Source organism: Serratia aquatilis, assembly GCF_044865145.1.
GTDB lineage: Bacteria > Pseudomonadota > Gammaproteobacteria > Enterobacterales > Enterobacteriaceae > Chania > Chania aquatilis.
The window spans coordinates 823,724-848,052 of sequence record NZ_CP173186.1; the positions used below are offsets into that span (position 1 = coordinate 823,724).

General features: G+C 56.3%; 28 protein-coding genes and 1 riboswitch. Of the genes, 17 read left to right on the forward strand and 11 right to left on the reverse strand.

Going from position 1 to position 24,329, the window contains the following annotated elements:
• Position 1: 1 nt before the first annotated feature.
• From pduM to pduA, 11 genes are all read right to left on the reverse strand, one after another.
• Positions 2 to 499, reverse strand: coding sequence for a microcompartment protein PduM (pduM, locus tag SAQUA_RS03775; RefSeq protein WP_380677972.1), 498 nt, complete (start codon positions 497 to 499; stop codon positions 2 to 4).
• Positions 496 to 1,128: a phosphate propanoyltransferase gene (locus tag SAQUA_RS03780; RefSeq protein ID WP_380677974.1), complete on the reverse strand. Its 633-nt coding sequence runs from the start codon at positions 1,126 to 1,128 to the stop codon at positions 496 to 498. Before SAQUA_RS03780 ends, pduM begins: the two co-directional genes overlap by 4 nt.
• On the reverse strand, positions 1,128 to 1,622 hold the full coding sequence (locus SAQUA_RS03785) for a BMC domain-containing protein (protein ID WP_380677976.1): 495 nt from the start codon (positions 1,620 to 1,622) through the stop codon (positions 1,128 to 1,130). The genes SAQUA_RS03780 and SAQUA_RS03785 overlap by 1 nt, the downstream gene beginning before the upstream one ends.
• A gap of 288 nt (positions 1,623 to 1,910) precedes the next feature.
• Positions 1,911 to 2,186, reverse strand: a complete 276-nt coding sequence (gene pduJ / locus SAQUA_RS03790) for a propanediol utilization microcompartment protein PduJ (RefSeq protein ID WP_380677978.1) — start codon at positions 2,184 to 2,186, stop codon at positions 1,911 to 1,913.
• A 4-nt stretch (positions 2,187 to 2,190) separates the two neighbouring features.
• The gene (locus SAQUA_RS03795; protein WP_380677980.1) at positions 2,191 to 2,607 is read right to left on the reverse strand and encodes a glycerol dehydratase reactivase beta/small subunit family protein; all 417 of its coding nucleotides are present in this window, start codon (positions 2,605 to 2,607) and stop codon (positions 2,191 to 2,193) included.
• Positions 2,604 to 4,430 carry a diol dehydratase reactivase subunit alpha gene (locus SAQUA_RS03800; RefSeq protein ID WP_380677982.1) on the reverse strand — a complete coding sequence of 609 codons (1,827 nt, stop codon included), beginning with the start codon at positions 4,428 to 4,430 and terminating at the stop codon, positions 2,604 to 2,606. The genes SAQUA_RS03795 and SAQUA_RS03800 overlap by 4 nt, the downstream gene beginning before the upstream one ends.
• Positions 4,431 to 4,500: 70 nt before the next feature.
• Positions 4,501 to 5,025 carry a propanediol dehydratase small subunit PduE gene (gene pduE / locus SAQUA_RS03805; RefSeq protein WP_380677984.1) on the reverse strand — a complete coding sequence of 175 codons (525 nt, stop codon included), beginning with the start codon at positions 5,023 to 5,025 and terminating at the stop codon, positions 4,501 to 4,503.
• 14 nt (positions 5,026 to 5,039) lie between these two features.
• A complete protein-coding gene (locus SAQUA_RS03810; RefSeq protein ID WP_380678256.1) occupies positions 5,040 to 5,717 on the reverse strand; it encodes a propanediol/glycerol family dehydratase medium subunit in 678 nt (225 codons plus the stop codon).
• A 15-nt stretch (positions 5,718 to 5,732) separates the two neighbouring features.
• Entirely contained in the window at positions 5,733 to 7,397 is a 1,665-nt protein-coding gene (pduC, locus tag SAQUA_RS03815) for a propanediol dehydratase large subunit PduC (RefSeq protein WP_380677986.1), read from the reverse strand.
• Between the two features lie 19 nt (positions 7,398 to 7,416).
• Positions 7,417 to 8,229 carry a propanediol utilization microcompartment protein PduB gene (gene pduB, locus SAQUA_RS03820; RefSeq protein ID WP_380677988.1) on the reverse strand — a complete coding sequence of 271 codons (813 nt, stop codon included), beginning with the start codon at positions 8,227 to 8,229 and terminating at the stop codon, positions 7,417 to 7,419.
• The gene (pduA, locus tag SAQUA_RS03825) at positions 8,226 to 8,510 is read right to left on the reverse strand and encodes a propanediol utilization microcompartment protein PduA (RefSeq protein ID WP_380677990.1); all 285 of its coding nucleotides are present in this window, start codon (positions 8,508 to 8,510) and stop codon (positions 8,226 to 8,228) included. Before pduA ends, pduB begins: the two co-directional genes overlap by 4 nt.
• Before the next feature lie 673 nt (positions 8,511 to 9,183).
• Here pduA and SAQUA_RS03830 point away from each other — a divergent pair.
• From SAQUA_RS03830 to SAQUA_RS03910, 17 genes are all read left to right on the forward strand, one after another.
• Entirely contained in the window at positions 9,184 to 9,993 is an 810-nt protein-coding gene (locus SAQUA_RS03830; protein ID WP_380677992.1) for an MIP/aquaporin family protein, read from the forward strand.
• 248 nt (positions 9,994 to 10,241) lie between these two features.
• Positions 10,242 to 11,144, forward strand: a complete 903-nt coding sequence (locus SAQUA_RS03835) for a transcriptional regulator PocR (protein WP_380677994.1) — start codon at positions 10,242 to 10,244, stop codon at positions 11,142 to 11,144.
• A gap of 1,083 nt (positions 11,145 to 12,227) precedes the next feature.
• A riboswitch (cobalamin riboswitch) is annotated at positions 12,228 to 12,421 on the forward strand.
• Between the two features lie 105 nt (positions 12,422 to 12,526).
• On the forward strand, positions 12,527 to 13,909 hold the full coding sequence (locus tag SAQUA_RS03840; RefSeq protein ID WP_380677996.1) for a cobyrinate a,c-diamide synthase: 1,383 nt from the start codon (positions 12,527 to 12,529) through the stop codon (positions 13,907 to 13,909).
• Positions 13,906 to 14,862 carry an adenosylcobinamide-phosphate synthase CbiB gene (cbiB, locus tag SAQUA_RS03845; protein ID WP_380677998.1) on the forward strand — a complete coding sequence of 319 codons (957 nt, stop codon included), beginning with the start codon at positions 13,906 to 13,908 and terminating at the stop codon, positions 14,860 to 14,862. The genes SAQUA_RS03840 and cbiB overlap by 4 nt, the downstream gene beginning before the upstream one ends.
• An 11-nt stretch (positions 14,863 to 14,873) precedes the next feature.
• Positions 14,874 to 15,506, forward strand: a complete 633-nt coding sequence (locus tag SAQUA_RS03850) for a cobalt-precorrin-8 methylmutase (RefSeq protein WP_380678000.1) — start codon at positions 14,874 to 14,876, stop codon at positions 15,504 to 15,506.
• Positions 15,503 to 16,642: a cobalt-precorrin-5B (C(1))-methyltransferase CbiD gene (cbiD, locus tag SAQUA_RS03855; protein ID WP_380678002.1), complete on the forward strand. Its 1,140-nt coding sequence runs from the start codon at positions 15,503 to 15,505 to the stop codon at positions 16,640 to 16,642. Before SAQUA_RS03850 ends, cbiD begins: the two co-directional genes overlap by 4 nt.
• A complete protein-coding gene (locus SAQUA_RS03860) occupies positions 16,639 to 17,244 on the forward strand; it encodes a cobalt-precorrin-7 (C(5))-methyltransferase (RefSeq protein WP_380678004.1) in 606 nt (201 codons plus the stop codon). Before cbiD ends, SAQUA_RS03860 begins: the two co-directional genes overlap by 4 nt.
• Positions 17,234 to 17,803 (forward strand): decarboxylating cobalt-precorrin-6B (C(15))-methyltransferase, encoded by a 570-nt coding sequence (locus SAQUA_RS03865; RefSeq protein WP_380678006.1) that lies wholly within the window; start codon positions 17,234 to 17,236, stop codon positions 17,801 to 17,803. The genes SAQUA_RS03860 and SAQUA_RS03865 overlap by 11 nt, the downstream gene beginning before the upstream one ends.
• Positions 17,796 to 18,587, forward strand: a complete 792-nt coding sequence (locus tag SAQUA_RS03870; RefSeq protein ID WP_380678008.1) for a cobalt-precorrin-4 methyltransferase — start codon at positions 17,796 to 17,798, stop codon at positions 18,585 to 18,587. Before SAQUA_RS03865 ends, SAQUA_RS03870 begins: the two co-directional genes overlap by 8 nt.
• The gene (cbiG, locus tag SAQUA_RS03875) at positions 18,568 to 19,629 is read left to right on the forward strand and encodes a cobalt-precorrin 5A hydrolase (RefSeq protein ID WP_380678010.1); all 1,062 of its coding nucleotides are present in this window, start codon (positions 18,568 to 18,570) and stop codon (positions 19,627 to 19,629) included. Before SAQUA_RS03870 ends, cbiG begins: the two co-directional genes overlap by 20 nt.
• The gene (locus tag SAQUA_RS03880; RefSeq protein WP_380678012.1) at positions 19,623 to 20,348 is read left to right on the forward strand and encodes a precorrin-3B C(17)-methyltransferase; all 726 of its coding nucleotides are present in this window, start codon (positions 19,623 to 19,625) and stop codon (positions 20,346 to 20,348) included. Before cbiG ends, SAQUA_RS03880 begins: the two co-directional genes overlap by 7 nt.
• Complete coding sequence (locus tag SAQUA_RS03885; protein ID WP_380678014.1) at positions 20,345 to 21,136, forward strand: cobalt-precorrin-6A reductase; 792 nt, start codon at positions 20,345 to 20,347, stop codon at positions 21,134 to 21,136. The genes SAQUA_RS03880 and SAQUA_RS03885 overlap by 4 nt, the downstream gene beginning before the upstream one ends.
• Positions 21,133 to 21,927 (forward strand): sirohydrochlorin cobaltochelatase, encoded by a 795-nt coding sequence (locus SAQUA_RS03890; RefSeq protein WP_380678016.1) that lies wholly within the window; start codon positions 21,133 to 21,135, stop codon positions 21,925 to 21,927. Before SAQUA_RS03885 ends, SAQUA_RS03890 begins: the two co-directional genes overlap by 4 nt.
• Entirely contained in the window at positions 21,927 to 22,646 is a 720-nt protein-coding gene (locus tag SAQUA_RS03895; RefSeq protein WP_380678018.1) for a cobalt-factor II C(20)-methyltransferase, read from the forward strand. The genes SAQUA_RS03890 and SAQUA_RS03895 overlap by 1 nt, the downstream gene beginning before the upstream one ends.
• Entirely contained in the window at positions 22,646 to 23,377 is a 732-nt protein-coding gene (gene cbiM / locus SAQUA_RS03900) for a cobalt ECF transporter S component CbiM (protein ID WP_380678020.1), read from the forward strand. Before SAQUA_RS03895 ends, cbiM begins: the two co-directional genes overlap by 1 nt.
• Before the next feature lies 1 nt (position 23,378).
• The gene (locus SAQUA_RS03905; protein WP_380678022.1) at positions 23,379 to 23,660 is read left to right on the forward strand and encodes an energy-coupling factor ABC transporter substrate-binding protein; all 282 of its coding nucleotides are present in this window, start codon (positions 23,379 to 23,381) and stop codon (positions 23,658 to 23,660) included.
• Positions 23,647 to 24,324 carry an energy-coupling factor ABC transporter transmembrane protein gene (locus tag SAQUA_RS03910; RefSeq protein ID WP_380678258.1) on the forward strand — a complete coding sequence of 226 codons (678 nt, stop codon included), beginning with the start codon at positions 23,647 to 23,649 and terminating at the stop codon, positions 24,322 to 24,324. Before SAQUA_RS03905 ends, SAQUA_RS03910 begins: the two co-directional genes overlap by 14 nt.
• The last annotated feature ends 5 nt before the right edge of the window (positions 24,325 to 24,329 follow it).

Below are 24,329 nucleotides of genomic sequence, written 5' to 3' on the forward strand. Positions count from 1 at the left end.
CTTACTCCTGCCTTAACAGTTGAATATGGCGGGTTGGCAGACACTCCTTTGCCAACGGTGTCAGCAGCGTTTTGCGGCCAACGATCAGCCAGCAGGGATCGAGCGTGGCGACATCGCGATAGCTCAACAGTCTGTTGGCACTCAGCCGGACTTGATGCCCCAGGTGGTCACTGAAGCTCAACGGCAACGGCAGTAACTTGCTGCGGGGCAATGCGGCCAGCAACTGCTGATGCAGGCTGATGTGTACCCGCACCCCCCACGACCAAGCCTCATGGAGCGCACTGACCGCTGGGTCGTCACCATCGCCTTCAGCCAGCCGCTGGATAAAACCCAGATCCGGCAATTGCAGATGCAAGGTGGCATGGCGCAGGAACACCACCGGGTCGATCCCCTGGCGCAGTTGCTGCAAACGCAGGGCATAAATCCGCTGCTCCCGTTCCGCTAGCCGAGCAACAACCTGGCTGACCAGCAGCGCGATCTGCTCCGCTGACCCGGTCATGAGCGGGGTACCAGAGTGGCGTACGCATGGGGATCGTCGGCACCGGCGGCGTTGGCCTCATCGGTATCGATATGCATCTCCAGGCGCATCTGCGGTGAAACACGGATCGCCACGTCGTCAAACACTAACCGGCGGCCACCGCCTTGCACCGCAACCTGGATACGATCGCCGTGCTGTACCCGGTAGATCAGCGCGTCCAGCGGTGACATATGGATATGGCGTTGGGCGACGATCGCTCCGTTCGTCAATACCAGTTCGGCAAATGGGCTCACCAGCCGGATACCCGGTGTGCCCTCCAGCTCGCCAGACATACGCAACGGCGCAGCAATGCCCAGTACGCGCGCATCGCTGCGGGAAATCTCTACTTGGCTGCGCCGCCGCAATGGCCCGAGGATGCGCACTTTTTCCAGTTGGCCCTTCGGCCCGACCAACGTCACGGTCTGTTCAGCCGCATATTGGCCCGGCTGCAGCAGCGCTTTTTTCTCAACCAGCGGCTGCTGCGGGAACAATTGCTGATAATCCTGCTGCGAGAGATGCAGGTGTCGATTGGAAACGCCTAGCGGGATCGGACGAAGGCGCATCTCGTCGAGGATCTTGCTGACAACGGGTTCCAACAACGCTTTATCCATCAGGCTTTACCTCCTTTGGTGCTGTGCAAACAGCGGTCCCGCGGTTCCCCTTTCTGACGCGCACAGTTGGGGTCTTGGCAAAGATTGCAACTTGCCAGTGTCAGCGAGAGGAGCTGCGTGGGCTGTTGAACCGGTTCCTGTGGTGCGAGCGGTTCAGGCTCGGTGGCTACGGGTTGCTGCATAATGGGTTCGGCGGGCAATGGCTGCGAAGCTACGGGTAACGGCGCTTGCCAATGCGCCATCAAGCCGTCCGCCGGACGGGCCAGCGTCGCCTGAGCAACCAGGCCGTTGCGCTGCTGGGCAAAGGCCGCGCCGGTTGCAATGGCGGCCTGCACAGAGGCAACATCCCCGGTAAGCCGGATCAGCATCCAGCCGGAACCGTTGGTTTTCTCCATTCCGACCAGCTTCACGGATGCGGCTTTTGCCATGGCATCCGCCGCACCAATCGCCAGCGCCATCCCGCTGACTTCGAGTAATCCCAGTGATGTTTTCACACCGTACTCCTGTAGTGACCCTTAGGCTGTGTCCCTTAATTGCACGCGAGCGCCGCTGGCGGTCATTTGCGCACAGTGCAAGGCGTGAGCCGCGAGGTTTGGTGGACCAAATAAGCGGCGAACAACGCCGCAATGCGCGCAAATGGCCCCAGCCCGAAGGGTCGCGCCCCAAAAGCCCGTTCGAAGTAAAGTCGGGTTTGAACAGAGGGCCACTCTGCCCTTCACCCTCCGCCTTGATAACGGGCTTTTGGGTCTGCGACGGCACCACGGGCAATTAAGGGACACAGCCTAGGCCGAGGTAGGCAAAATGGCTTCCACATCGCTGTGCGGGCGCGGGATCACATGACAAGACTTCACTTCACCCACTGCACTGGCCGCCGCAGATCCGGCATCCACCGCCGCCTTGACGGCACCCACATCGCCGCGCACCATCACGGTGACCAGCCCGGAACCAATTTTTTCGTAACCGACCAGCTGTACGTTGGCCGATTTGACCATGGCATCGGCAGCTTCAATTGCGGCTACCAGCCCCCTTGTTTCTATCAGTCCTAATGCGTTGTTCATGCCGTTACTCTCCTGTACTAGGTTTACCCGGCGTGCCGGGCATCGGGTTCAGTCCCGCGCCATTTGGCCGGGGTGATAATGGTTTGAAGGGCAAGCCTTTTACCAACCGGGCGGCGTTGTTTCCCAAATGCCGCCACTGTTGCTCTTCCTGTGGCCGCGCCAGCCGAAAAAGCGGCTCGGACGCGGGCAAATTACGGTAATGCACCACCATTTCCTCGGTGGTACAGGCCAGGCCAACCAGCAGTAGTGAACGGGCAGCGGCTTCCCAGGCTCGTTGGACGATGTCGTCATTCCCCTCCTGCTGCCAGCGCCATGGGATCCCCTCTTCTTCAATACCGAACAGCACCTGTTGCCATTGCTGCTCGGTGACGCCATCGGCTGCGCTGATCACAATGGTTGGTGCATCGTTTAAGCCGATCATCGCTGTGCCTCCCGCAGATAGGAGAGGATCAGCCCGGTAGCGACGGCGTTACGCGGCCCTTCGCAGGCCCGGATATTGCCGCGCCCGGCGACCAGCTTGTAGTGAGAGAGGGCATCGGTAACCAACTGCGGGATTTCGAAATCCAGCGATGAGCCACCGACCAGCACCACAAACGGAATATCGCGGATGTTGCCGGTGGGGCTGACCTGACGCAGAGCGCGCAGCGCATTGGTGACGAACACCCGCTGTTTTGCCGAGCGGCGGATATTGCGCACCTTTTCCAGTGAGAACTCACCGGGCAACGGCACGAGATTTTCCGGCTTAACCACCACCAGACGGGCAAACACTTCGGCAGGTAATGGCTGAGGGAAGAACTGCACGCTGCCGTCTTCATGGCGCAGGTGAAACAGGCTTTCGACCTTGGCCAACGGATATTTCTTGATATCCTCGGCCAGATAGCGGTCTTCCAGCCCCAGTTCAGAAGCGATAATCATCGTCACCATATCCCCGGCACCGGCAAGATGGGTGGCGATGATTTCCCCTTTGGCGTTAATGATCGAGGCATCGGTAGAACCGGCCCCCAAATCGAGGATCGCCAGAGGTTCACGGGTTCCCGGCGTGGTCATGGCCCCCAGAATGGCGGCCTCGGCTTCCGCTCCGCCGACCTGGACAGCAATGTGCAGGGTTTGCTCGATCTCGCTGGCGATCCGTGCCATCTGCAATCGGTCGGATTTCACCATCGAGGCAATCCCGACCGCCTGTTCGAGTGAGAACTCCCCGGCCAATCCGCCGGTAACGTTCACCGGTACCGAGGTGTCTACCGCCAATAGGTCCTGAATAAAGATTTCCCTGGTGGGTTTATTAGTCAGTTCTGCCATGGTCTGACGGACGTGCTCCAGCATGCCACCAATGTTGGTACCCGCTTCGCCAGTGACGTTATCGATATGGCGAACCGAATTGATGGCATTCATGATCGCGTCGCTGCCTGCGGCAACATCGACCCGTAGGCTGCGTCCATCGGCAAACAGCTCCAGATGGCCTGCCGGAATGGAACGTGCCTTAACATCACCTTCCGGCGTTTTGACGACCACCGCTGAACGGGTGCCGATCAGTGCACGCGCTACCGGCACAATATTTTTGGTTTCTTCGGCGCTGAGCGAGAACACGGTGGCAATGCCATAGGGATTGGACAGGGTTTCGATCACCTTGCCTGGCATCGCCACTTCCACGGCGGCCTGCATGCCCATCGGGATGCGGTCGATATGCAACACTTCGTCGACAATAGGCAACGGGTGCGTCAGGCGGTTGCTGACCAGCACCCCATCATCACGCTGCATAATCACGGCGGTGATGCGGAAACCGGCACCGTTGGCGGCATTGACCACCGAGGCCACATCGGCAAAATCCACCGCTTTCGGTACCACCAGAATGTAGGGTTGCGCCGGATCCCGCGTGACCAGTTCGGCAATATCAATGGTGATCCCCACGCCAAGCCCCAGCCCACCGGGGGTTTTCGGGTTGTGGCCGATCATGGTGGATTCGGTGATGATGGTTTCGGTAATGGTCTCCATCGCCACATCGCCAATCACCGGGGTGGCCTCGTTGATACGGATCAGGCTGATGTCGCTGAGCGCGATACCGGCCTTGGCAACCAGCATGTCCAATGCCTGACGGATGCCAAACATATTGCGCTGTGTGCCTTTGATCCCAGTGGTTTCCGTCAGGGTACTGGTGACGAACTCCAGCCGCCCGTTGGCATCACAGCGTGCCAACGCTACCTCTGTTGACGAGTTACCGATATCAACACCTGCTATATAGCGCATGTCCCGTCCTCAGTGCTCCCGGATAGTAAGCACCCTCTCCAGCAACAAGAGGGCGCCGCCAGCATGACTGTTAATCGTCACCTTTGAGTTTTTTACGCTGCAAATAGAGCGTGGCTGCTTCGCGCACAAACGCCGCGCAGATCTTGGCGTTATAGGTTTTCTCCAGATCGTCAGCGATGGCGTTCAACTCGTCCCGGCTTGAACGGAAAGGCCGCAGCGCGTTGTAGATATCCAGCACCTTGTCATCGGGAACAGCGGTGAGTTCAGCCGCCCGCTCAAAGTTCATCGCCAGGCGTTCACGCCCGGCGTCGCGCGCAATGTCGGCCTGAATACGCAGGATTTCCGGCGTAATACGCAGATCTTGCGGCGTGACGCTACCGTTGAGCACGTTTGCCAGCGTCAGGTCATCCAGCGTTTTATTGGTGGCCGTCTTCACCCATTCCGGGTGTTTATTGGCCAACGGGTAATCGGCCACTTTGGCTTTATTAGTGCTGCCCGCTGCTGGCGCGGAAGTCGCCGCTGCCGTTTGCCCCTGCAAGCTGTTCATCTTGCTCAGGACATCGCGAACCATGGATTCAATAGCTTCGGAATTCATTGTGTTTTCCTTTGTTAAAGCGTCACCCGGAGTTCCTGCGGATTCTTGCCAGTCACCACATACTTGGTTTCTTTGATGTGCAGAATCGCCGATTTGGCCTGATATTTCGGACGGGCCATCTGATCGTTCAGCGTCGGAACCGGCTGTGGTGATTCACGTTTGGCATAGCGGGCGGCGTTTTTGCCGATCATCCGGTAGGTTTCCAACGTCAGCAGCGGTGCCTGCGGGAACAGCTCCAGATTCGACAGCGGCGGCAAGCCCTGCTGATGGATCACCGTAGTGCCCTTCGACTGAACGCCAATTGAAATGCCCGAACCGCTGAGGCGGTTGCCTTCCACCGCAACAAAGGCGACATCGGAAGATTTAAAGCAGCGGATAACCCGGGCTTTAACGCCTTCCTCTTCAATACCGGCAATCAATTCGCGCAGAATGTTTTTGTGTGGCAGGCCGACGATGTTGACGGTCTGCGCCAGGCCAAACGCCGGGCCAACGGCAATAATGACTTCATCCTGGCTATTCCCTGGCTTGGCTTCGCCCACTTCTGTCAGGAAGCCACCCTCAGGGGCTGCCGCCGTTGATACTGGTGCAGGTTGAGCTGCATCCTGTTTGAAAGAGACCACTTTCTGGTCCGTCTGCATTTCCTGCAGCACGCCCTCAATGATCTGGCGCAGTAGTTTTTCGTTAATATCCACCATGGCGTGAACCCCTTAGTCGATCTCATTAGGATCAAGTGCGTTAGGAATATTTTTGATCTCTTCCCAGCGAGCGCCCTGCAAGCGATAACCCGTTGCTGGGCCGGCATAGTCATTGAGATCATTGACGGCCGACAGCACCTGACTGTTGCCAACGATGATCGCGGAGGTATGCAGATAGTCACCGGCGATCTTGGCTTTCTGGATGTTGAGCATGTCTTGCGCCACATCTTCGAAGCCGCCTTGTGCCAGCGCCTTAATCACTTCCAGGCCAGTGCGGTTCTTGCTGATGACTTCCTGAGCGAACTTGATGTCTTCGACGATGTTACGTTCCGGCATGTCTTTCGAGCCGTGGGCGTAGGTAGCGGCGGTGACTTCTTCATCGGTGATGGTAGGGAGCCCCATACCGGCAAATACCGCTTGCAGGGCGCGGGCCGCTTTGTTGCGGATAGCCACAACGTCTTCTTCGCGCACCGGACGCAGGCCACCATCCACTTTCAGATCGCGTTGCAGCACGTTGTAATCGTCAAAGTCTTCCGCATCTTCGTTGGAACCGGCGAACATGTTGTCGTAGTTCGGTACGGCGGAATAACCTGAAGAAATGAAGTCGGTTCCCGGCAGGAACTGCATCAGCATGCGGGCGGTACGGCGCATATCCGAGTGGGTGAAGGTCTGGTCATTACTGGACGCACACTCCAGATCCAGTGCGGAACAGATCAGGTTTTCTGCCAGAATGGCGCGAATGCCCGATGGCACGGCAGAAGGTACGCCAACACAGCTCACCGAGCCGTTTTGCAGGCCTTGAACGCCCGCCGCTTTGGTGATGTAAATACAGCGCGCTTCCAGATAGAGCATGGATTTGCCCTCTGCATAGCCCATCTGTACCTCAGAACCCGAGCCGGAGGTAAAACGCATCTTCAGCCCGCGCGAGGCATAGGAAGATGCCAGGAAACCTTTCGACCATGGCGTGTCATCACCGTCGGTAAACACTGGTTCGGTACCGTAGACGGAGATGGTTTCCGCATAGCAGGTGTGGCCCAACATGCCGAGCTTGAGTTCGGTGGCTTCTTCCAGGGAACATTGCGTCAGAACGCCAGGACGGCCAATCTGCGAACCTACCAGCAGGGCGATGGCGTTGAACGGTGCATAGCGCGCAACGGCAACGGTGGTTTCCTGCTCATCAAATCCGCGGAATGCCCCTTCAGCGGCATCGGCGGCGATCTGCACCGGGTTGTCTTTCACGTTGGTAACGTGTGCCTGCTGGGAAGGCGTGCGGCGTGCACGCATCTTCTGCATCGACATCATCATTTCCACCACGTTCATGTGCGAAACCACTTCGACGATCTTCGCCGGGGTCATCGCGGTGGTCAGCGGTACAATAGTGGTGCGTGACACATTAGGATCGCACAGCATATTCGCCAGCTTCACCGAATCCATCGCCATTACTTCTTCTGCGCGTGCCAGATTGATGCCGTAGCGGGCGATGAAATGATCGATAAGGTCAAACTCGCTCTGCGGTTTACCGTCCAACTCGGTGATCACGCCGCCAACGATCTTGATCGACGGTTTGGGATCGTTGGGGCTTTCCATGGCAATAAAGCCTTCCTCGATCCACTCTTTGACAAAACCGTCCTGGTTGACCGGGCGTTTTGCCAGTGCTTCAAATCTTTTCGATTTCATGAAACAGCCTCACTTGGCATCAGATGTAAGAAGGGCGGTCGTTTTTCGGTTCGGAACCCAGGGTGGCCAGAACGGTTTTGCCAATCTCACGGGCTGAAATCACCGCCTGACGCACGGCACCGGAGTCACCGGAGATCACCAGAATGACTTCGTTGCTGTAGCTGGTGCCCTGAGCCGGTGAGCTGTAGGCCACCACGTCGACATTGGCGGATTTCACTGCCGTATCGGCCATCAGCACGCCGACGGCGGCTGGAGCCCCGACGATCACCCCGCAGGAACGGCCTACCGGTGCACCAAAGGCTTTTTCCAGCGCGTAGCTGGCACGAGCGGTATATTGCAGCTCGATATGACCGGCCTCGTTGGCATAAACATCACCGAAGGTACGATCCAGCTCTTTCAACGCCACTTCGACGGCACGCTTCACATCGGAAACATCGTTGCCACCGAACACGATCAGCGAACCGTGGCCAGCCCCCCCTTTGGTATCGCGTGGGAGTTCGATGCACACCACCTCGGTATTGGTGGCTTTAACCGCTTCATCCGCCGCCATAATGTGCGGGCCTGCGCCGGTGCGGGCACCGAGAATGCCAATCGAGCGGTAGCTCTTTTCCAGCTTCATGGCGCTCAGCAGGGCGCTGTCTACGTTGGCAATAACCAGACCCACCGTATCGCCGATAGCGGTCCCTACGAATTCCGTTAAACTGCAGTTCTTTTCTGCCATAACCGTATCTCGTGTTGTGTTCGTGATTGGTGAGGAAGAGGCCGGGGCGTGTTCGCTGACTTTCGCTATTACCTGGGCCATGATTTTGTCGACCAGGTCATTGCTGCTCATTGGCTATTTCCCTTCGGTAAGAATTTCTCCACGTCGGTATGTGGGCGCGGGATAACATGCGTCGCTTTAACTTCCCCCACCTTGGCAGCGGCGGCGGCACCCGCATCCGTGGCGGCTTTCACCGCACCTACGTCACCGCGCACAATCACGGTAACTAGGCCGGAGCCGATTTTTTCGTAACCGACCAGCATCACGTTGGCTGATTTCACCATGGTGTCGGCGGCTTCTATGGCGGCGGTTAACCCTTTGGTTTCCACCATTCCTAATGCTTCTTGTTGCATAAACACCTCGTATTGGGAGTTGTCTGGACTGTGATGCAGCGAATATACAAACAAGCAACGAAAAAGAATGGCTGAATTGAATTTTCTGCGGAGACTGGTTGGTTTTTTAATAACAAAAAATTGGCACTGAAATTTTCTATCTTCATGTTCTGATAAAGAATTATAGAAAATTCTCATTAACAAAAATTGGCGTTTCAATTTTCATTTTTTGGTCATTTATTATTTTTATCGACTAAGTTTTCGGAAAAATGAGAGGTGGATAGCAATAACGAAAGAAGCGTATAGCAATAAATTGCTATTTCTTTTGGCGTTAATTTTCACCTATTACTATGAGAATAAATGAATTTCTGATTAAGCGATGACAAGAATATATTATAGGTAATCAATTTTTTATCTGGCCCGCCAGTTATTGCAACAACACTTTCCTTTTCCTGCTCCTTATAGTGATTAGCATCGCCTAGGCGTCTATCCCATTAGGGCTATTTCACTGGTCATTTTGAACCTGGGCAGTGCTCAAAATCCTCACGTACTGTGTGTACGCTGCGGTTTCTGCGCGCTGTTCGTGTCCAAACTGCCTGCGCCAATAACGCCTAATGGGATAGGCTCTAAGCCCTGTTTTTTCAAACGGGGTTGGCGCGGTGCAGGCTCCTATCCAATCAAGCAGGGGAAGGTTATGAATGATTCATTGAAAGCGCAATGCATTGCCGAGTTTCTTGGCACTGGGCTGTTTGTCTTCTTTGGTGCCGGGTGCCTGAGTGCAATAAAGCTGGCCGGGGCCAACTTTGGCCTGTGGGAAATCTGCATCGTCTGGGGGCTGGGGATTTCACTGGCCGTGTATCTCACCGCCGGTATTTCTGGCGGGCACCTTAACCCGGCAATCACTATTGCCATGTGGCTGTTCGCCTGCTTTCCGCGTAAGAAGGTGCTGGGTTATTGCGTGTCACAGATAGCTGGCGCCTTTTGCGGTGCAGCGCTGGTCTACGCCCTTTATCATAACCTGTTTGCTGAAACTGAAGCGGCGAAGAATATGGTACGCGGCAGCCTGGAAAGCCTGCAGCTAGCCAGCATCTTCAGCACCTATCCTGCACCAGCCATCAGCGTGTTACAGGCGGCTCTGGTAGAAGTGGTTATTACCGCCATTCTGATGTGCCTGGTAATGGCGTTGACCGATGACGGCAACGGCGTACCACGCGGGCCACTGGCACCTTTACTGATCGGCATTCTGGTGGCGGTGATTGGGGCTTCCATGGGGCCGTTGACCGGGTTTGCCATGAACCCGGCGCGTGACTTCGGGCCTAAACTGTTCGCTTTCTTTGCGGGTTGGGGCAACGTGGCCTTGACCGGTGGGCGCGATTTACCGTATTTCATTGTGCCTATCGTGGCCCCGGTTATCGGTGCTTGCCTGGGGGCTGCCGGATATCGCTATTTAATTGGCAAAAACCTACCTTGTAATGCCTGCCAATTAGAAGAAGAAAACATCTGAATTTAATCTTCCTCGCTCCTTAACCGGGGTGAGGAGGATTTTTGTGATCTGTTTGGGCTAATAGACTTAAATTGATTTAAGTTTTTTTTTAGTCTGATAGTCTTGATTATTGCTGATTAATCTGATTAGTGAATCTTATTTTTTTACGTTTTTATAACCAGGGGCGGAGTAAGAATATAACAAGTTGATAACGATAACGAAGGGACCGCTTATCATAATAAATATAAATATACTTAAGGGGGGTTATCATGATTTCTGCCAGTTTACTCAACTCAGAACTCATAGATAAAATAGCCCAAGATTTTGCACAGGCTACAGGATTGGCCGTTGTGGTGGTGAACATTCATGGGGAAGAAATCTCCGGCATGTTCAATTTCACTTCATTTTGTCAGATGATGCGCCAGGATCCCGTCAATCACCTGCGTTGCCGCATGAGCGACCGCTGTGGGGGGCTAGAGGCTTCAAAATCTAACGAGCCTTGTATCTATCGTTGCCACGCTGGCCTGACGGATTTCTCTATTCCGTTGGTAATTGCCGGTCATTTGGTGGGCTTTGTGTTATGCGGGCAGGTCAGGCTACAACAGGAAGTTGGGCTGATTGACATTCTGAATGTAGATGACTGCTGGCAGAAAAATCCCGTGCTGCTGGATGAATTCCACAACGTTCAGGTGATGGAGTTCTCACGCGTTATGGCTTCCGCCGATCTGTTGAAGCTGATCGTTGAAAACTGTCTGAAGAAACATCTGAACTTTGTGGTGATCAAAGACAATAATGGTGCCAAAGAGCAGGCTACGGCGCGCCAACCTAATCCCCATGAAGCGAAAATGAAAAAGGCATTGCGCTATATTGATGCGCATCTGTCGGAAGAACTACGCCTTGAGGATGTAGCGGCCAAGGTCTATCTCAGCCCCTATTATTTCAGCAAGCTATTTAAAAAATATCAGGGCGTTGGGTTTAATGTCTGGGTCAATCAACAGCGCATGGCCAATGCCAAAGAGATGCTACAGCACAGCGACTGGAGCATTGCCAGCATTGCCAAGAACCTAGGTTTTTCCCAGACCAGCTACTTTTGTAAAGTGTTTCGCCAAACATATAACGTCACACCGCAGGTATTTCGTTCGCTTGCGGTTGAACAGCGCAATGTAGAGTAAATAAACATTAGAAATTGAATATATTTGTCATGCAACTCGAATTATTTAGAGTATACCCAAGTTACTTCAAGTTGCATGTAGGCGGCCACTGAGCGAAGCCCCAGGAGCTTGGTAAACCAAGTGACTGGGGTGAGTGACAAATCTGCCAAGCAGATTTGAACGCTGCTTGCAGCGGCCCCGAAGGGGCGAGGCCCAGCATGGGCCGAGTAACGCAGCCAACACCCATGCAGCTTGAAGGGCGACGGGTATATACAAAAAAATTGCAGCTCCGGTGATAGTGAGGTGTGCACTGGTGTTGACGCCATTGAAGGCGCCGAACGCAGACGCGGCGCATAGGCGAAACCGCCACGGACGGCGGTTTCAGGCGAGACAGGCATGGACGCCTGTCGTAGCCGGCCGTAATGCGCGGTGGCGGAGTACAACTCTGCCTGGAGCAGAGTTGAACGCTGCTTGCAGCGGCCCCGAAGGGGCGAGGCTCAGGGATGAGCCGAGTATTCGGGAGTCGCGCAGCGACCGCCTGATTTGGCAGGGGCCGGGGTGCAGGGGGCTGGCTTTTGAGCCCCCTGCTCGAGCGTAATCACTAATTGTGAGATAACCCCCCCCGTTTAGCGCTCGAAACTGAATGCGTATCTCATTTCTCTCAATAATAGCTATACCCTTCATACTTCAAGCCGCTTGGGTGTTGGCTGCGCTTACTCACCCCAGTCACATAGTTATCTATGCTCCTGGGGCCTCGTAAGCTTGCCGCCTACAAGCAACTCGAATTTTTTTGGGTATACTTTATTGCTATTAGTTTAACAGCGATTAAATTGCAAAGCGGGAAACGAATAGCAATATTTTGCTATTTGCAAATTCAGGAAACGGCAATGAAACCCGCGCCACCAAGCTATTTTGTAATATCGAATAGCAATATTTTGTTATGGCGTGACAATATTTTCCCTGCAAAAAAATAAACTCAGCCTTTTTTTATGTACTAACTGGCGTATGTTGATTCCATCGCAAGTGAACAGTGTTAATGATACAGAAATGTTAATTAAGTAATACGTTCGGAGAATGACCCAATAGCTACGGCTAAAGAATACTGAAACACTATCGCCAACCGGATAACCCGCAACCTGATAATTTCAGATTGTGATTGGGAAGGGGGTGTAATTCCCCCGCAGCCCCCGCTGCTGTGATGCTGACGATTCCACGGTAACCACTGATCGAAAGATTGGGAAGGGTGTGGATGAGGATGACGCTAAGCCAGAAGACCGGCCGGTTGGTTAAATATTCAACTCCTTCGGTGGGAAGTGGGTTGTCATTAGATGCATGTGGCGATTGCGCTGCATGATCGCATCTTTTTGACGCCCAAATCCCGACCGAGAGGCCGGGATTTTTTTATGCAGTCAACGAGCAAGCAGGCATTTGTTATTGCGGGAACCGGCAGCGGCTGTGGCAAAACCACGCTGACGCTGGGGCTGTTGCTGGCGTTGAAACGGCGCGGCCTACGCGTTCAGCCCTTCAAGGTCGGGCCTGATTATCTGGATACCCGCTGGCATAGCGCGGTCAGCGGCGTCGCTTCGCGCAATCTGGATGCCTTTATGCTGCCAACCGCCACGCTCAATGGCCTGTATAACCAACATATGCGCCACGCCGACGTTGCGGTGATCGAAGGCGTGATGGGCTTGTACGACGGCTATGGTATCGATCCGGATTATTGCAGCAGCGCGGCGATGGCTAAACAGCTCGATTGCCCGGTGATCTTACTGGTCGACGGCAAAGCCGTGTCCACCTCGGTCGCCGCAACCATTCTGGGTTTTCTCCACTTTGACCCGGCGTTAAAGCTGGCTGGCGTTATCGTTAACCGGGTGAATTCACAGGCACATTACCAGCTGATCCGTCAGGCGATAGAGCGCTATTGCGCGGTGCCGGTGCTCGGGCGTCTGCCTATGCTGGAGGATGTGGCTCTGCCTTCCCGTCATTTGGGGCTGATCCCACCCAAGGGAGCGCAAGGCAATGACCCGCGCTGGCTGCGGCTGGCACAGCAGGTTGAAGAGTTTATCGATCTCGATCGCCTGTTGGCGTTAAGCCCGTTGACTTCTCAGCCGGTGGGGCAGCCACCGGTATTAGCGGCTCCGGCTTTGGCCGAGGGATTAACCCTGGCGCTGGCTGAAGATGAAGCCTTCAATTTTTACTACCCCGATAACCTCGAGTTGCTTGAACAGGCGGGCGTGCGTATTCAACGCTTCAGCCCGTTGCACGACAGCCGGTTGCCAGATTGCCAGATGATCTACCTTGGCGGCGGTTACCCCGAAGTCCACGCCGCCAAACTGGCGGTCAACCTACCAATGCATACGGCACTTCACGCCGCTCACCGCCAGCAGATCCCGATCTATGCCGAATGCGGTGGGTTGATGTATCTGGGCAGCGGGTTAACCGACAGCGCCGGTGAGCGCCACCCGATGAGCGGCATTCTACCCGGTGAAAGCCGTATGGGGGAGCGGCTGACACGTTTTGGTTATTGCCAGTGGCAGGCCAGCACTGACACCTTGCTGGCGGCCAGGGGGGAAACGCTGCTTGGTCACGAATTCCACTATTCCGATTTCACCACGCCACTGCCCCCGGTATTTGACTGTGCCAAATGGCGCGACGGCGTAGCCGTTCAACGCTGGAGCGGCGGGTATCAGCTTGGTCGTACCCAGGCGGGCTACCTGCATGTTCATTTTGCTCAACGCCCAGGCATGCTCGAACGCTGGCTAATGGCGGCCAGGAGCGTGCTATGACGGTAATAGCCTGGTTTGTGGCGTTTCTGATCGACAGCCTGCTGGGCGATCCACCGCACTGGCCGCACCCGGTTCGTTGGATCGGTAACCTGATTAATGTTCTGCAGCGCCTTATCCGCCGGATATGTCACAGCGACAGCGCACTGAAGATCGGTGGTGGGGCGTTATGGCTGGCGGTGGTGGCAACAACCTGGCTGGTCAGTTGGGGCTTTTTATTACTGATGGGGCTTATCCACCCTTGGTTGGGCTGGGTGGCAGAGGTGTGGCTGATTTATACCCTATTGGCCGGGCGCTGTCTGGAACAGGCGGCGATGGAGGTTTACCGCGCGTTGCAGCACGCCGGGTTAGAAGAGAGCCGCCGCAAGCTGTCGTGGATTGTCGGGCGTGATACTTCGCAACTGGAAGCGCCGCAAATTACCCGTGCGGTGGTAGAGACGGTGGCGGAAAACAGCGTGGATGGGGTGATTGCGCCGCTTTTCTTCCTGATGCTCGGTGGCGCACCTTTGGCGATGGCCTACAAAGCGGTGAATACCCTCGATTCGATGGTGGGCTATAAAACGCCAAAGTACCGCGCCATTGGCTATGTATCGGCACGCATGGATGACTTCGCCAACTGGCTGCCTGCCCGGATCGGTTGGTTGCTGTTAAGCGCGGCAGCCTGGCTGATCGGGCTTGATTATCGGCAAGCCTTGCTCATTGGTTGGCGGGATCGCTATCAGCATACCAGCCCCAACTGCGCCTGGTCGGAGGCTACCGTGGCCGGGGCGTTGGGGATCCAGCTTGGCGGCAGCAACGACTACTTCGGGCAGCGGGTCGAAAAGCCCTGGATCGGTGATGACTATCGGGACATCGCCCTGGAGGATATTCCCCGCAGTACGCATTTGATGATGATGGCCTCGCTATTGGCGCTGCTGCTGTTTGCATCGCTGCGCCTGCTGTGGGTTGGCGCTTAAAAGGGAACGATATGGATTACATCAGACAGCCACAACGTATCGAACAGCAAAGTTTCACCATTATCGACGAGATAATTGCCCAGCAGCGGCCAGAGTACCGCTTTGCCAACCCTTGGCAGGAGGCGGTGATCAAGCGGGTGATCCACACCACCGCCGATTTCGACTGGCTGGATATCCTCTGGTTTTCTACCGATGTGATGCCCGCCCTGACCGAAGGGATACGCCGTGGTTGCACGCTTTATACCGATACCACCATGGCACTTTCCGGCATCAATAAAACCCTGTTGCAACAGATGGGGTGCGAATGCCGCTGCTATATCAGCGATCCACGGGTGGTGTCCGCAGCCAAAGCGCAGGGCATTACCCGCTCAATGGCGGCGGTGGACATCGCACTGGCAGAAACCGGTGACAAGCTGTTTGTGTTTGGCAACGCCCCCACCGCGCTGTTCCGGCTGTTGGAACAGCAGGCGGAGCCGTTAGCCGTCATCGGCGTTCCGGTGGGGTTTGTGGGAGCCGCAGAGTCAAAAGAGGCGCTCAAGAACAGCACACTGCCGAGCATTGTCGCCTGCGGGCGGAAAGGTGGCAGCAATGTCGCTGCGGCGATCATCAATGCCACGCTCTATCAGATGCGAGAGGGCCTATGAGCCAGGCCGAACTGCAAGACAGCGTCTGGCACAACGGCAGACGCTATCGCAAAGGTTACACCACCGGGTCTTGTGCCACGGCGGCGGCAAAGGTGGCGGCACTGATGGTGCTACGCCAGCAGATTATCCATCAGGTTTCGATCGTTACCCCCTCCGGCGTAGCGCTAAATCTGAATGTTGAACAGCCATTGATCGAAGGGCAACAGGCAACGGCGGCGATCCGCAAAGATGGCGGTGACGATGTGGATGCCACCCACGGCATGCTGATTTTTGCCCGCGTCACTCTGGAGGCTAGCCACCAGCAGATCCTGTTGCGTGGGGGCGAAGGGGTTGGCACCGTGACCCGCAAAGGTATCGGTCTGGCGGTAGGCAGCGCGGCGATCAACCGTACACCGCGTCAAACCATTGAGGCTGCGGTGCGTGAAGTGATCGGCCCGTTACGCGGCGCAGTGGTGGAGATATTTGCCCCGGAAGGCGGAGAACGCGCCCGCAAAACCTACAACGGTCGGTTGGGGATCCTGGGCGGTATTTCGATCATCGGTACCACCGGCATTGTCACCCCGATGTCGGAAGAGAGCTGGAAACGCTCGCTGGCGCTGGAACTGGAGATGAAACGGGCTGCGGGGCTGGATAAAGTGATCCTGGTGCCGGGGAACCACGGCGAACGCTTTGTGCGCGAACAACTTGGGCTGGAAGGGCAGTGGGTGGTGACCATGAGTAATTTTGTCGGTTACATGCTGCAGGAAACGGTACGGCTGGGCTTCCGCCATGTGTTACTGGTGGGGCACCCCGGGAAGTTGATCAAGGTGGCCGCCGGGATTTTCCATACCCACAGCCATATTGCCGATGGCCGCATGGAAACCCTGATCGCCCATTTGGCGCTGATGGGGGCACCTTATCAACTGCTCCGGCAGATAGAGCGGTGCGATACCACCGAAGCGGCTTTGGAACTGATCGCCGAGCAAGGCTGGCAGGCGGTTTATCCGCGCATTGCTCAGCGTATTTGCCAGCGCGTGCAGGAAATGCTGCGCTTCAGCAGCCATCCCCCGGTGTGCGATGCCATTCTTTTCTCCTTCGACCAACAGATCCTGGGTTGCAACCGGCCACTGAACCAGATCCAGGAGGCGATGCGATGATCACTGCCGTTGGCGTAGGCCCGGGTAATAGCCAATTCCTGACGCTGGAAGCGCAGGCGGCAATCGCCACGGCGGAGTTGCTGGTGGGCGGCTCTCGCCATCTGGCGACCTTTGCCACTTCGCGCCAGCAAACCCGTCTACTGGATGCCGATCTTAACGGCTTGTTGCATGAGTTACGCCGCGACCATCGCCGGCAGCGCATTGTCGTCCTGGCCTCGGGGGATCCGTTGCTGTACGGCATTGGCAAGTGGCTGGCGGCGCATTTTCCGCCACAGGAGTTGCGCATTATTCCCGGCATCAGTGCCATCCAATATCTTTGCGCCCAAGTCGCCCTGGATATGAATGAGCTCTATCTCACCAGCAGCCATGGCCGCACCCCTGATTTCGACTGGCTATTGCAACACCACAAGGTCGCGATGGTGACCGATGCCGTTATCGGGCCACGAGCTATTGCGGACGCCATTATTCAGCGCGGCCTGAGGCGTAGCCTGATTATCGGTGAGAACCTCTCACTGCCTACGGAACGGATTTACCGTTTGCAGCCGGAAGCGGTAGCGCAGCGTTATGACATCAACGTAGTGGTGATCCTCAATGAAAGATAACGTTTTTTTACGCGGACAAAACGTGCCTATGACTAAAGAGCCGGTGCGCTTGCTGGCACTGGAGCGTTTGGAATTAGCCAGCGCGGAGCACTTGATCGACATCGGTGCCGGTACGGGCAGCGTGGCTTTGGAAGCAGCGCTGCGTTTTCCCAAACTACAGGTGACCGCCATTGAGCGTAACCCGGCGGCATTGGCGCTGATTACAGAAAACTGCCTGCGACTGGGGTGTGACAATGTGGCGGTAATGGCCGGAACGGCTCCTCTGGCGCTGGCGGCGAAGGCCGATGCCATCTTTATTGGCGGTAGTGGCGGGCAACTGGCGGAATTGATCGACTGGTCTCTGGCCCGGTTGCATCCCGGAGGCCGTCTGGTCCTGACCTTTATTTTACTGAATAACTTTAGCGAAGCGCTGGCCTGCCTGCAGACGCGCGAAGTGGCAGAGATTAGCTGCGAGCAGTTGCAGTTCTCAACCCTGACGCCACTGGGCAGCGGCCATTACTTCAAGCCCAACAACCCCACCTATCTTATCTCTTGCTACAAGGAGGGAAGCGATGTCTGAGCACCCTGATGCCCAACCCATTTGGGATACACAAAAAGTCTGGTTTGTTGGCGCGGGGCCGGGGGATTGCGAATTGATCACCTTGAAAGGTTACCGGCTGTTGCAACAGGCGCAGGTGGTGATTTATGCCGGTTCGCTGATTAATACCGCACTGCTGGAATACTGCCCGCCACAGGCGGAACTTCACGACAGCGCAGGCCTGACGCTGGAGCAAATTATTACGCTGATGGTCGAGGGCGTTCGTGCAGGCAAGCTGGTGGTCAGGCTGCAAACCGGCGATCTCTCGCTGTATGGTTCGATTCGCGAGCAGGGCGAAGTGCTGGCGCAGCATGGCATTGGCTTTGTCTCGGTGCCGGGCGTGAGTGCCTTTCTCGGCGCGGCAGCGCAGTTAGGGGTGGAATATACCGTTCCCCAGGTGGCGCAGAGCCTGATTATTACCCGCATTGAAGGGCGCACACCGATGCCGCCCCGTGAACAGTTGGCCTCGTTTGCCGCCCATCAGACCTCGATGGCCATTTTCCTTTCCGTGCAGGAAATGGGGCGAGTGGTAGAGCAGTTGATCGTCGGGGGCTATCCAGCGCAGACGCCGGTAGCCGTGGTCTACAAGGCAACCTGGAAGGAGAGCCAGACGGTGCGCGGCCAGCTTACGGATATTGCACAAAAGGTACGTGAAGCCGGGATCAACAAAACCGCGCTGATCCTGGTCGGGGCTTTTCTGGGTGATGAGTATCACTACTCCAAACTCTACGACGCGGGGTTCAGCCATGAATATCGTCAAGCCTGAGTCCATCGCACTTTTCTGCCTGACGCCGGGCGGAGTACGCCTGGCGCAACGTTTACAGGAGCATCTACCACTCAACTGCTTCACCAGCGAAAAGCTGCTGGCTCCGGGCTTCCAAGCTTTTAACGGCAGCTTTGGTGAGACGCTGCGCGAGGCATTTAAAAGCTACTCGGCTCTGGTGGTGGTCGGGGCAACGGGGTTGACGGTGCGGGTGTTGGCGCCGTTGCTCAACGACAAAATGACCGACCCGGCGGTGGTGGTGATCGATGAGCGCGGGGAGCATGTGATTAGCCTGCTGTCGGGGCACGTGGGGGGCGGCAACGCGCTGACGCTATTTCTGGCCGGGCTGCTGGGGGCCGATCCGGTGATCACCACCGCCACCGATGTGAACCAGATGGCGGCGCTGGACACCTTGGCCACGCAACTGGATGCCGAGATGCAAGATTTTCGGCACGCGGTGAAAACCGTCAATCAGCAGTTGGTCAGCGGCCAGCAGGTCGGGCTGTGGTGGGATGAACCGTTGCGAGCAGAGCAGGCAAGGTGCGACTGCCGGGGCTTTGTCCCCGTGGCGGATTTACAGAACTTACCGCAACTGGACGCGCTGGTCTGCGTCAGCCTGCGCGATAGCCTGCCGGAACTGCCGCTGCCGGTTTACAAGCTGGTCCCGCGCCGGGTGGTGGTCGGGATCGGCTGCCGCCGGGCAACCTCACTGAAAATCCTGATCGACCTACTGCAGCAACAGCTGGCGGATAACCATTTTGATCCGATGGCGTTACGGGCTATCGGCAGCGTCACCCTTAAACAAGATGAACCGGCGTTACAGCAGTTGGCGCGCTGCTGGCGGGTGCCGTTTGAACTGTTCAGCAGCCACGAACTGCGCCGCCATGAACAGCGCTTTCCATCGTCCGATTTTGTGCGCGCCACGGTGGGCGTTGGCAGCGTTTCTCAGCCGGTTGCCTGGCTGATGAGTGAAGGAAAACTGGTTGGCAACACGTTGCGTGAGCAAGGGGTCACCATGACATTGGGAGTGTCGCATTTATGCTAAGCGTAATCGGTATTGGACCGGGCAGTGAAACGATGATGACGCAGGACGCCATCGAGGCGATCCGTGAAGCAGAAATCATTGTCGGATACAAAACCTACACCCATCTGGTGAAGTCCCTGACCGGGGATAAGCAGGTGATCAAAACCGGTATGTGCAAAGAGATTGAGCGCTGTCAGGTGGCCATCGATCTGGCGATGGCGGGCCAAAAAGTGGCGCTGATCAGCAGCGGCGATGCCGGAATTTACGGCATGGCCGGGCTGGTGCTGGAGCTGGTTAGCCAACAGCAGTTGGATCTGGAAGTGAAGCTGGTGGCCGGGATCACCGCCAGTATCGCTGCCGCCTCGTTGCTGGGGGCACCGCTGATGCATGATTTTTGCCACATCAGCCTGAGCGACCTGCTGACCCCATGGCCGGTGATCGAGAAAAGGATCATTGCCGCCGCACAGGCCGACTTCGTGATCTGCTTTTACAACCCGCGCAGCCGTGGTCGGGAAGGGCATCTGGCCCGCGCCTTTGACTTGATGCAGCCCTATAAATCCCCCCACACGCCGGTTGGCGTGGTGAAGGCTGCCGGGCGCAAAAAACAGGAGAAATGGCTGACCACCATCGGCGAGATGGATTTCACGCCGGTTGATATGACCAGCCTGGTGATTGTCGGAAACCAGACCACCTACTGCCGCAACGGGCTGATGATCACCCCGCGAGGTTATCAACTGTGATCCACATCTTCGGTGGCACCAGCGATGCCCGTCTGATCTGCCAGCTTCTTGACCGGGCGGGTGAAGGTTACAGCGTGTCGGTCGCCAGCGAAGCCGGTAGACAACTGGCGGAAGGGATCCTTGGCCAGATAGTGGTAGGGCGTATGGATAGTGGCGAAATGGCGCACTATCTGCAACAGCACGGCATCCACTGGGTGATTGATGCCTCTCACCCTTACGCCAATGCACTGAGTGAAAATGTGATTGCCGCCTGCCATCGCCAGAAGATCAGGCTGACCCGTTACCAGCGCCCGAGCGATATCGAACGGCTATCCCATCCGCTGTTGCACAAGGTCAACAGCGTGGAAGAGGCCTGCCGCTTGGCGCAAACCCTCGGCCCCAAGGTGCTGCTGACCACTGGCAGCAAGCAGTTGGCAGAGTATCAAAGCGCTCTGCGGGGCAAAAAGCTGTTGGTAAGGGTGTTGCCCACCGCAGAAGTATTGATGCAATGCGAAGCGCTGGGGCTTGGGGTGGATAACATTATCGCGCTGCGCGGCCCTTTCAGCGCCTCATTAAACCGGGCGCTGTATGAGACTTACCAACCTGATGTGGTGATTACCAAGGAATCTGGCAACCAAGGGGGTTACCTGCAAAAAGTCGAGCCCTGCTTGGCATTACGTATTCCCTGCATTGTGGTGCGCCGCCCAACGCCCTTGGCGGCAGAACGCTGGGATGAGCAGGTCAGCTCACTGGATGCCTTCGCCCAGTTGTTGTCTTTGTGGCAAAACCAACGAGGAAAAACAAGATGAAGAAAGCGTTGTTGGTGATCAGTTTTGGCACCAGTTATGAGAGCACCCGGCAAAAGAATATTGCCGCCTGCGAACAGCAGTTGGCTGCCTGCTGGGGAGATCGTCAACTGTTTCGTGCATTCACTTCTGAAATGATTATTCGCAAACTGCGTCAGCGGGATGGCCTGCAGATCGATAACCCACAGCAGGCACTAAAGCGCTTGGCTGACGCGGGGTATCAGGATGTGGCTATCCAGTCGCTGCACATCATCAATGGTGACGAGTATGAAAAGATAGCCAATGAGGTTCGCGCCTATAGCCATCGTTTTCAGCGGCTGGTGTTGGGCAAACCGTTACTCAGCAGCTACGACGATTATCAGCAACTGTTGTCGGCACTGCAGGCGCAGATGCCACCGCTGGCTGCCGATGAGCGGGTGGTGTTTATGGGGCATGGTGCCAGCCATCACTCGTTTTCTGCCTATGCCTGCCTTGACCATTTGATGGTTGCACAAAACTTCCCGGCGTTGGTCGGCGCGGTGGAAAGCTACCCGGAAGTTGATGGGCTGATTGACCGCTTACAACTGCAACGGGTGCGTAAGGTTCACCTGATGCCACTGATGCTGGTGGCGGGCGATCATGCCATCAATGATATGGCTTCTAGCGACCCAGATTCCTGGCGCACAAAAATAGCGGCGGCAGGCATTGAAACCCAATGCTGGCTGCAAGGGCTGGGTGAAAACCCGTTAATTCGCCAGATGTTTGTTGATCATCTGGATGCGGCGTTGCGCCAAAGCCAACAGGAGGCAGCCTGATGAACGGCAAACTCTATGCCTTAGGCGTTGGCCCTGGGGCCAGCGATCTGATCACCGTCCGTGCCGCCCGGCTGCTGGGGCAACTGGATGTGCTCTATGCCCCTGCTGGCCGCAAAGGCGGTGATAGCCTGGCGCTGTCGATAGTTCGCGAGTATCTGCTGCCGCATACCGAGATCCGTACCTGCCATTTCCCCATGAGTGCTGAAGAGGGGGAAAAACAGGCGGTGTGGGATGACGTTGCCCAACAGCTCCGGCAGGAGGTCGAGCAAGGGAAACAGGTGGGGTTTATTACCCTGGGCGATGCCATGTTGTTCAGCACCTGGGTGTTTCTGCTGGCACGGCTAGGCCGCCCTGAATGGCTGGAGATCGTGCCCGGTGTTACCTCATTTGCCGCAATTGCCGCACGCGCGGTGGTGCCTTTGGCGATGGAGTCCCAGTCATTGGCGGTGATGTCTTGTACCGCACCGGAAGCAGAACTGGAACAGGCTTTGCTCACCCACGACTGCGTAGTGCTGATGAAAGTGTATGGTCGGCTGGGATTGGTGCAATCGCTGCTGGCACGCCTACAACTGTTTGAGCATGCGGTATTGATGGCAGAAGCTTCATTACCCGGTGAGCAGTGCTGGCGGCGGCTGGATCAGATGCCAAGCGACAGCGCGTTGCCCTATTTCTCCACCATTCTGGTGAATAAAAGCTGGCTCAGCGAGGAGTCACTGTAATGGAAACAACAACCAGCAAACTTTCGCTGATGGGGTTGGCATGCGCATTATCCATGCTCCTGCTGCCCCAGGACGCTTTCGCCATGCACATTATGGAAGGCTTCTTGCCACCGATATGGGCCATGGCCTGGTGGATGCTGTTTTTGCCTTGCCTGTATGTCGGATTACGGCGGCTGAAACAGATCGTCAGCGAAGACAACAATCAGAAAGTGTTACTGGCGCTGTGCGCGGCGTTTATTTTTGTGCTCTCGGCGCTGAAGCTCCCCTCGGTGACCGGCAGTTGTTCCCACCCAACCGGCGTAGGGCTGGCAGTGATCTTGTTTGGCCCGAGGATCGTGGCGGTGCTTGGTGGCATCGTGCTGCTGTTTCAGGCACTGCTGCTGGCCCATGGCGGTTTAACCACGCTCGGTGCTAACGGCATGTCGATGGCGGTGATTGGGCCGGTAGTGGGCTATCTGGTGTGGCAACTGGCCTGTAAATCCGGGATGCGGCGCGATATAGCAGTTTTCCTGTGCGCGGCGATAGCGGATCTGACCACCTATTTTGTCACCTCGATACAGCTGGGGATGGCTTTTCCCGATCCGCAGTTTGGCATCATCGGTTCCAGCGTGAAATTTATGAGCGTATTTTGCCTGACGCAGATCCCTATCGCCATTGCGGAAGGGCTGCTTACCGTGATGATTTATGACCAGCTAACCAAGCGCCGGCTGATCCCGGCAGCGGGGCACTGAGATGAAAAAGACACTGATTTTGCTGGCAATGGTGATCGCACTGGTGATCTTGCCGTTCTTTATTAACCACGGTGGCGAGTATGGCGGCTCCGACGGCGCAGCCGCAGCGCTGATCCAGCAAACGGCCCCGCATTACACCCCGTGGTTTACGCCATGGTACCAACCTGCCAGCGCAGAGATCGAAAGCCTGCTGTTTACCCTGCAAGGATCATTAGGGACAGCGGTGATCTTTTATATTCTGGGTTACTACCGGGGCCAACGCCGTGAGCATGCTGGGGATTGATCAACTCAGCGAGCGGAGCCGCTGGCGGCAGCGTGATCCGCTGGCAAAGCTGTGGCTCTATGGCCTGTTTATTCTGCTGGCTATGGTTTTGCCGCCGCTTTATCAGGCGTTGTTGCTGCTGCTGATCGCCGTGTTGACCTGTTACCTGCTGCGCATCGGCCCGGTGCGTTATCTGCGCTGGTTGGCGATCCCTCTGACGTTTCTGCTGGTTGGTGTGCTGACCATTACGCTCTCTGTCGCCCGTCAGCCTGATAGCCTGTGGTGGGGCGTACAGATGGGGAACTGGTGGTTTGGCATCGACAGGGTGGGGCTGAACACCGCCAATCAGACGCTATGGCGCAGCCTGGCTGCTCTGGCGGCCACCTTCTGGTTTATGCTCAATACCCCTTTTCCGCAGATGATCCAGCTATTGAAGCGCTGCCATATGCCGCGCCTGTTGACTGAACAGATCCTGTTGACCTGGCGGTTCATCTTTATCTTCGTTGAAGAAGCGGCAGCCATTCACCGCGCCCAGTCCCTGCGTTTCGGCTATGTCTCGCTGGGGAGCAGCTTCCGTTCAATGGCGATGCTGGTAAGCATGCTGTTTACCCGCGTGATGATCCGCTACCAACAGATGATTATTGCGCTGGATATCAAACTTTATCAGGGAGATTTTCACCTGTGAGATCA